The 8,610-nt window shown below is 42.5% G+C and carries 7 protein-coding genes; 3 read left to right on the top strand and 4 right to left on the bottom strand.

The window, feature by feature from the left end; all coding sequences use genetic code 11:
* Nucleotides 1-270 precede the first annotated feature (270 nt).
* From QZL64_RS12395 to QZL64_RS12405, 3 genes are read right to left on the bottom strand one after another with little or no spacing between them, the layout of a single operon-like run.
* Complete coding sequence (locus QZL64_RS12395) at nucleotides 271-1,038, bottom strand: hypothetical protein (protein ID WP_021842277.1); 768 nt, start codon at nucleotides 1,036-1,038, stop codon at nucleotides 271-273.
* Complete coding sequence (locus QZL64_RS12400; RefSeq protein WP_021842278.1) at nucleotides 1,035-2,438, bottom strand: sensor histidine kinase; 1,404 nt, start codon at nucleotides 2,436-2,438, stop codon at nucleotides 1,035-1,037. The genes QZL64_RS12395 and QZL64_RS12400 overlap by 4 nt, the downstream gene beginning before the upstream one ends.
* Nucleotides 2,416-3,090 carry a response regulator transcription factor gene (locus QZL64_RS12405; RefSeq protein WP_006555394.1) on the bottom strand — a complete coding sequence of 225 codons (675 nt, stop codon included), beginning with the start codon at nucleotides 3,088-3,090 and terminating at the stop codon, nucleotides 2,416-2,418. Before QZL64_RS12405 ends, QZL64_RS12400 begins: the two co-directional genes overlap by 23 nt.
* A gap of 603 nt (nucleotides 3,091-3,693) precedes the next feature.
* On the opposite strand from QZL64_RS12405, the gene QZL64_RS12410 reads away from it, so the two are divergent.
* From QZL64_RS12410 to QZL64_RS12420, 3 genes are read left to right on the top strand one after another with little or no spacing between them, the layout of a single operon-like run.
* Nucleotides 3,694-5,412 carry an FAD-binding protein gene (locus QZL64_RS12410; RefSeq protein WP_021842279.1) on the top strand — a complete coding sequence of 573 codons (1,719 nt, stop codon included), beginning with the start codon at nucleotides 3,694-3,696 and terminating at the stop codon, nucleotides 5,410-5,412.
* Between the two features lies 1 nt (nucleotide 5,413).
* Nucleotides 5,414-6,370, top strand: coding sequence for a succinate dehydrogenase/fumarate reductase iron-sulfur subunit (locus tag QZL64_RS12415; RefSeq protein ID WP_021842280.1), 957 nt, complete (start codon nucleotides 5,414-5,416; stop codon nucleotides 6,368-6,370).
* Nucleotides 6,370-7,248 carry a CoB--CoM heterodisulfide reductase iron-sulfur subunit B family protein gene (locus QZL64_RS12420; protein ID WP_021842281.1) on the top strand — a complete coding sequence of 293 codons (879 nt, stop codon included), beginning with the start codon at nucleotides 6,370-6,372 and terminating at the stop codon, nucleotides 7,246-7,248. The genes QZL64_RS12415 and QZL64_RS12420 overlap by 1 nt, the downstream gene beginning before the upstream one ends.
* Nucleotides 7,249-7,396: 148 nt before the next feature.
* Here QZL64_RS12420 and QZL64_RS12425 read toward each other — a convergent pair whose 3' ends face one another.
* On the bottom strand, nucleotides 7,397-8,074 hold the full coding sequence (locus tag QZL64_RS12425; RefSeq protein WP_021842282.1) for a lactate utilization protein: 678 nt from the start codon (nucleotides 8,072-8,074) through the stop codon (nucleotides 7,397-7,399).
* Nucleotides 8,075-8,610: the final 536 nt, after the last annotated feature.

The following is an 8,610-nucleotide window of genomic DNA, read 5'->3' on the forward strand; positions in this document are numbered from 1 at the left end:
TAATCAAATGAAATCTTGATCACCTATATTGGCTGAACAGGGAGGGTTCAGTATCAATATAGTTCCCTGTAATCAATGATGGAGGTAATTCGAATGGGGTATCGAAATTACCATTCATTTGATGATATAACTATACGTCATCAAAATGAACGCAAAATGAACGTTTTTGAGTTTTAATGACTTTTTTTGATAAAATTTTCAGATTAAAATTAATAGTGATAATTAGTAGTAAAACACATGTACTATGTGACTTTAAATTATCCTAGAATCTTAGTGGAAAATAGATTTTATAATATGTCCATTAACCCCGTCGATAATTAAATCATAGGTCAAACTGGAGCGTTTGGCTGTAATTTTATACAACGGATGCTTTAATAATTCTTTAGGCGGAGTCCGCGTGAAATCATTAATTTGTACGCCCTTGGCTAATTCGTCAATTGGGGGATGCTCACGATCGGTATTACTCTCATTCGGTTTGATAAGCGTTCTTTCGCTTTCCAGCGGCGGTTTTGGCCCGGCTGCAGCTATTGGCGGCGGCACACGAAGAGGCGGCAATGAGGCCACATTACTGTTTTCGGCTGTAGCCGGCAAGTTTAAGTTCTCATGGCTATCAGACGAATCGGCAGCTTGTCCGTTCATGGGCTTATTTGTCGAAGAATCTGCATTTTTATCATTAGGCATCATTCCTTGGCCGATAGGCGGTCCCGGTGGAAAGGGCAGATCATCAAAGGTGATTAAGGCAATTTCCTTAAATGTCAGCTCATTCAGGGGCACCCCGGTATTAATGGCCGTCAACTCTTTAATGGTATCTTCGCTCAAGAGGGTCAATTTATTGGCTTTGGCCTGGGCTTTGATCATTTCGGTGCGGGCTGCACTGACACGCATCGCTTCCTGTTGTGCCATATAATCATGGACTGCATAGATACCACCGCCGATTGCAAAAGCGGCAACAAATAGCAGTATTATACGGTGTAAAGCTCGTCGAGGCGGCTCTGCATCGTTGGATTCTACTGTGAACTGTCGCAATAATGGTTTCATGGTGTATCCTCTCTAAAGGCCTCATCGGTCATGATAGGAAATTCTAAAATAAAACTTGTTGATACATGAGGCTCACTAATTGCATAGGCTTTGGCTTGATGCAAATTAATGACATTTTTTACAAAATAAAGACCTAGTCCCAACCCTTGATTAGCTTTTTTGGTACGGGCCTGATCGACTTGATACATGCGATTCCAAATCTTATCGAGGTCGTCTTGATTAATACCTTCGCCATTATCTTTAATGGTAATACGAATGGTATTGTTTAGTTTTACGACCTGAATGGATATAGCATCTTTGGTAAATTTTATGGCGTTGTCAATCAAGTTGCCCACCGCGCGTTTTAAAAACGGCAGATTGCCGACCATGGATAAATCCGGTTGGATGGTTGCGGTTAAGGTAATATTTCTCTCTTTACAAATTCGTTGATAACTGTCGGCTACTTCTTGCATCATTTGACTGATGCTGAGCGGATCCTTCTTGATGCTGTCCATATTGTCCAAGCGGGCAGTATCCAATAATTGGGTAACCATGGCGGTCATGAAACGACTTTGTTGGAAAATATGTTCAAAGCTTTCTTTAGCTTCGTCGATATTGTCGATATAGGCACGACCGTAATCGCTTTCTGCCTGAATAACGGCTATCGGCGTGCGAAGCTCATGGGATACGTCGGAACTGAACTGCTTTTCACGCTGCGAAGAGCTTTCTAAACTGTCAAGCATTGTATTGAATGTTTTAGACAGTGCGGAAATTTCGTCGTGGCTGTCTACCAGTTGTTCGATACGTTGAGATAAGTCGCGTTTTTGACCAATGTCAGCGGCTGTTTGGGTCATATTACGAATCGGTCCGAGACCACGCTTGATAATCCAATAACCGCCACTGGTGCCGATAACGAGGAATATAACCCCGCCGAGAATCAAAGAAAGCAACATAATGTTGGCCGCACGACTGGCTGTGGTAGCGGGCATTACGCCGCGAACCCAACCGTGGAAAGCCGGGGCGGCTACAGGTGCGTCATAATAATAGAAGGTAGTGTTTTTGACAGTTACTTCTTGGATGTGATGGGGAGAAATCATACTTTCCGGTGGGAAACCGTCAGGAATGACCCCTTTGACAGCCACGCCGTTATCCGTATAGAGAACGGTAAAAACACCTTCTTGGAACGGACGGAACCGGGTCAGATTGTCGGCTGTATTAATAACCCTTGATTGTAAGGTACTGCGCATTTCCGAGGCTTCCCACAGTTGCGTGAACTGCAGAATGAACACGGAGAGCATGAGTAACATTAATAAGAGAAATATAGAATACCAGCCGGTAATCTTAAGCGTTAGCGGTAAACGGCTGAAAGGGTTAAGCGAACGACCACCGGAACTTAGCTTATTCTTCCACTTTGAAAACATAGCCCACACCTCGAACTGTGTGAATTAATTTGGCTTCGTTGGCTACATCCAATTTTTTACGTAAATCCTTAATATATACATCTATTAAGTTGGAATAACTTTCGTAGTCGTATTCCCATACGTGGTCGAGAATCTGTTGACGGGATAATACGATGTTTACATTGCTGGCTAAATAATATAATAAGTCAAATTCTTTAGCGGTAAGTACTAATTCCTGGCCGTGTAAGGTAGCGGTACGGCTTTGGCTGTTGATTGTCAAAGGACCGGCTTCCAAATCATTGTGCGCATGATTGTAGCTGCGGCGGGATAAGGCATAGATACGAGCAATCAACTCTTCAAATTCAAAAGGTTTGACGAGATAATCGTCGCCACCGTGGTTCAGGCCTTTTACTTTATCTTGCAAAGTATCTTTGGCGGTTAAGAACAATACCGGCGTTTTGTTGCCTTCCTGGCGCAAGTGTTGCACAACGGTAAAACCGTCCATTTTAGGAATCATTACGTCCATAACGACTACGTCGTAGCTGGATGTATTAATGTGATCCAAAGCGGTTTCGCCGTCAAAGCAGCAGTCAACCGTCATAGATTCAACGCGCAAGCGTTTGGCGATAATATTATTTAGCATTTCTTCGTCTTCAACAAGTAAAACTTTCATACAATCACTCCTGTCTTACAGAAATAAGCCTGTTTCACAACCTCCGTCGGTGTAACAGACTATAAAATAAAACTATAAATCAATTTAAAGAACGTCTAAATTTATTATAACACTTCATAGGCATAATAATAATAGCCTTAAGTTGAAGTCAGTATAGCGTAAGGGTATGAACCCATTGTGAAGGGATAACGTTAAGGCATTAAATTTATGATAACTAAATTGTGTACCTTTGTGTTTTATGCATAGATTGGACGTTTTTCGGACGTTCTTGAAAAAATCAAAAAAAATGTGTGAAAATGATTTTCGATTAGATATTCCGTTTTTCTATCCGGCCATATAAATAAACAGAATAATATTAGCGTTTGTCTAGAAAATACATTAGTTTATGATAAATGTCGGTTTAAATACACACTAAAAATAGGGGGATTTAGCAAATGATAAAAATTATCATTTATGAGGGCTGTTTTCAAGTATGCGTATTTGATTTTGGACAAAAGGCTTTGTAAACCGCTATAATTAAAGAACAAGCTATAGGAAAGGCATGCCCAGGTACGGCGTGCCGGATAAGTCTGTAGGAAGTAGGTACAAGTTTAGGAGGTTATTATGGAACAGTATGATGTTCTAGTAGTAGGTAGCGGCGGAGCCGGCCAACGAGCAGCTTTAGAAGCAGCTCATCAAGAAGGTTTGCGCGTAGCACTTATTACCAAGATTTTCCCAAGTCGTTCTGCAACGGCTATGGCTCAAGGCGGTATTAATGGCGTATTAAACAATGTGGCAAAAGAAGACACTATTGAAGACCACATCTTCGATACCGTTAAAGGTAGTGACTATCTTGCCGACCAGGATGCTGTTGAATTCTTTATCAACCGTTGTCCTGAATTAATCAAAGAACTTGATTATTTCGGTACCCCATTCTCCCGTACTAAAGAAAATAAAATCGCACAACGTAACTTCGGTGGCCAGGCATACCCTCGTACATGCTACAGTGCCGATAAAACCGGTCATGTAATTTTGCATACGTTGTATGAACAATGCTTAAAGGAAAACGTACATTTCCTTCAAGATTGGTACTTATTAGACATCGTTAAAGCCGACGACGGTTCCGTAGGCGGCGTTGTTGCTTGGAACATGAAAGAAGGCCGTGTTGAAAAAATCGCAACTACTGCATTAGTAATTGCAACCGGTGGTGCCGGTCGTATGTATTGGACTCGTACTTCCAACCCTTACCTTTCCACAGGTGACGGTATGGCCGCATGTTTCCGTGCAGGTTGTGCTTTGAAAGACCCTGAAATGGTTCAGTTCCATCCAACCGGTCTCGGTAAAAGCGGTATCTTGATGTCCGAAGCTGTTCGTGGTGAAGGTGGTTACCTCTTGAATAACAAAGGGGAACGTTTCATGAAGGATTATGCTCCTAGCAAAATGGAACTTGCACCTCGTGACGTTGTAGCTAAAGCTATCGAAACTGAAATCGCTGAAGGTCGCGGCTGGGGTACCGGTCTTGACGCATATGTAGTAGCTGACGTTCGTCACTTACCAAAAGAAGTTATTCTTGAAAAACTTCATGGTATCCGCGACCTCGCTATCACATTCGAACATGCCGATCCATTAGTTCAACCTATTCCAATTCGTCCAACTTGTCACTATTCCATGGGCGGTATTGATGTAAAAGATTTCAAAACTTGCGGTACTGTAGTCCCTGGTTTATTTGCAGCCGGCGAAGCTGCTTGCGTATCCATTCACGGTGCTAACCGTCTTGGCGGTAACTCCTTGGCTGACGCTGTTGTATTCGGTAAAGTAGCCGGTGAAGGCGCTGTAGCTTACGTTAAAGAAAACCAAGCTAAAGACGCTGCTAAAGCTCTTAACGAAGCAGCTAACGGTTGGGAACAACGCTTCCGTGAAGTAACCGGCCGTACAACCGGTCGTCCTATTTCTGAAATTCGTGACGAAATGGCTCTTACTATGTGGAACAACGTAGGTATTTTCCGCGAAGAAAAGAAAATGGAAGAAGAATTGGCGATCTTGAATCGTTTGCTTGAAGAATATAAAACTTGCTACGTTGGCGATACTAACCGTACGTTCAATATGGCTTTCGTAAACTACGTTGAAGTAGGCAGCCTCTTAACTATTGCTAAAGCTGTTACTTTGGGCGCTATGCGTCGTAAAGAAAGCCGCGGTAGTCACCTTCGCGAAGACTATGCAAAACGTGATGATGCTAACTTCTTGAATCACACAGTTATTACACTTAAAGAAGATGGCGAATACGAAGTAGGTCAGAGTGAAGTTGTAATTACTCGCTTCGAACCAAAAGAAAGGACGTACTAAGATGAGACAGATTACTTATAAGATTCATCGTTATAATGAAGGTCGCTCCTATGTACAGACCTATTCCTTTGATTATGAACCGGATCGTACAATTCTCTGGGGCCTTCAAAAAATTAAAGATACTATCGATCCAACCTTAACATTCATCGCTGCTTGCCGTAGTGCTGTTTGTGGTGCTTGCTCCATTAAAGTTAATGGTCAGGCTATGCTTGGTTGTGAAAGCAAAATCGACGACATTACCGAACGTTTTGGCAGCGACACTATCGAAATCGCTCCAATCGGTAACTTCGACGTAATCCGCGACTTGGCAGTTGACTGGGAAGCTAAAGTTAACCGTCTTAAAACAGTTGCTCCATGGATTTTCATGAAACCTGAATTCAACCGCGACATGGGCTCTCGCCAAACTCCGGAAGATTTCAAAAAATTTGTTACTAACACAGAATGTATCCTTTGCGGTTGCTGTGCTTCCGAATGTAACAAATTGTCCGCTAATCGCGAAGACTTCTTGGATCCATATGTTTACACTAAAGCTAATCGCTTTGTTCAGGATTCCCGTGATGCTGCACCTATGGCTCACGTAAACCCTGCTTTTGAACATGGTCTTTGGAAATGCGTTCATTGCATGAACTGTATCTCCCGTTGTCCAAAACACTTAAAACCTGCAAAAGATATTTCCGAACTTCGTGCAGTAGCTACGAAAGCCGGCTTATCCAATAAAGGTACTCGCCATGCTATCGCCTTCAAACAAGACCTCATGCAGACCGGTCGCTTGAACGAAGTAACGATGAGTCTTAAAACTGACGGTCTTGTAGATTCCGCTAAACAAGGTCTCTACGCATTGCGTCTCTGGGCACATGGTAAGATTAATCCTCTTGAACTCGTAGTTCCACACAAACCTGTTCAAGGTATTAAGGATGTGCGCACCATTATTAAGGCAGCAGAGGAGGCAGAAAGATAATGAAATACGCATTTTTCCCTGGTTGTGTACTTGAAGGTGCAGCCAAAGAAGATTTTATCGCCACTGTTGCGGTTGCTAAAAAATTAGGCATTCAAATCGAAGAATTGGAAGGTTGGACTTGCTGCGGTGCGTCCCACGTTCAGGACGTTGATCCATTGGCAATTCTTTCTACCAATGCTCGTAACATTGCCTTAGCTGAAGCACAAGGCGTTCAGTTAATGACAGTTTGTAACACTTGTACTTTAATGCTTCGCGAAGCTAAAAATGAACTCGACCGCGATGAAACTCAACGCGCTCGCGTAAACAACATTTTGGGCCAAGCAGGCTTACGTTATAAAGGTACCAGCGATGTAACTCATTTCTTATGGGTATTGATTCGCGACTATGGTTTGAACAACCTTAAAGCTAAAGTTGTTAAACCTTTAAGCGGTCTTCGTGTTGCTGAATACTATGGTTGCCATCTTCTTCGTCCGCAAGAAGAAACCGGCTTTGAAGACTTCCAGATTCCAACCAGCTTGGCTGATGTAATCAAAGCTATCGGCGCTACACCAATCGATTTCTCCCGTAAACTCGATTGCTGTGGTTTCCATGCTGTATACCCTGCACATGATTCCGTTATGCAGATGACCGGTTCCATCAATGCTGATGCTGCTAAAGAAGGCGCTGATTGTGTTGTTACACCTTGCCCACTTTGCCAGATGCAGCTTGATATGTTCCAAAAAGAAGCTAAACAATATGTTCCTAGCGACAAAGATATGCCTATTATCCATATGAGCCAGTTAATCGGCTTAGCATTGGGTATCAGCCCTGCTGAACTTGGCATGACTAAACGTCATATGACAAGCACAGCTGCTTTGAACCGTTTTGTAGGTGCATAATAAGCTAAACAAACTAATACAGGCATTTGATTGATAGCTTGTGCCTATGAAGAAAGCCCCACCCGGCAACGGGTGGGGCTTTCGTTTGGTTATTAGAAGCCAAGTCAGGCTTATAGGACGAAGCGTGTTGGTTTTAGCGGCCAAGTTATTAGAAACCAAGTTCTTCGTTGACAATGATGACCTCCATAATGTCCATATTGCGCATTTTCTTGTAGTAAATGGTAAGGGCGTTGCAGATTCGATCCGGAGAGGCGCAATCATAACAATGATCCTGTTTAATGGCACATGGAGTCTTGGAGAGTTTTTTGTTTTTTACAACATTACGAGGTGCCGCTACATTACGAGCTCGATAAATGGCGGATGCCAAATCGGGGGTAATCTTATTTACGCCGAGGACGAAGAATACTTCTTCGGAACCGAATAGGGAGCAGGCTACGCGATTGCCGGTGCCGTCGATATTAACGAGTTCTCCTGTTTGAGCCAAGGCATTTACGGACGTAAGGAAAACATCACGCTGCATAGTACGAAGGGCTGTCTGACGGAAATTTTCCCCTTCTAAGGGGCGGTGAATATCCGTTATTTCCTTATTGGTAGGCTCTAAGGCTTCATAGACTTTAAGGGCTTGTAAGGTGCGGGAGTCGCCCAAGCCAACCCGTTTATTTTGAATGCGTTCTTTTAAGTAAGCCGTGGCTTCGGCGCCGGTCTCAAAATAATGCACAACAAAGTTATTGCGTGTCAGATTTTTAATGGTTGTTTCTATGTTAATAGCTGTGTAATTCGGTTCAGGATTGGTAACTGCATTAATTGTGGTGTCGGTGTTGGCCATGGGACTTCCCTCCAAAATAAACTGCGAAATATAAGGATCCTAAAATAAATACACTATATGTATATTATACCACCAAGATTGATTGTGATGTGAGAATTCAAAAAAATATATGACGCTTTAAATCCCAATTAATGCTTGTTATTAAGGTATTGGTAAAGCTTAGTTTTAAATTTTATGAAAACCTTACAAAAAAAATCTTGACATTTGACGTCATTGTGTATATTATAAATACAACCTAAGTGGACAGAGTTTCTTGTTAAAAGAACAAACTGATAAAAATTGTACATCACGAGATAACACGAAGGTAGCTTGAGGGAGCAGAGAGAAGGATTTGTTCGGCATAGGGATTGCCGGGCAATATGGAGTGAGAGACATTTGATTTTAACGGCCGCCGGGGTGGTGGCTCGTATATAACTTTATAGCGAACCTATAAACCGTTGAGACGGAGATAAAAATAAGACGTGCACTTACAGAGAGTGGAGTTAGCTGAGATTTTCACAGAACGCAGCTTATTAAATGGACCGTTGAGGGCGCTG

The organism is Veillonella sp. CAG:933 (assembly GCF_000431435.1).
Classification (GTDB): domain Bacteria; phylum Bacillota; class Negativicutes; order Veillonellales; family Veillonellaceae; genus Veillonella_A.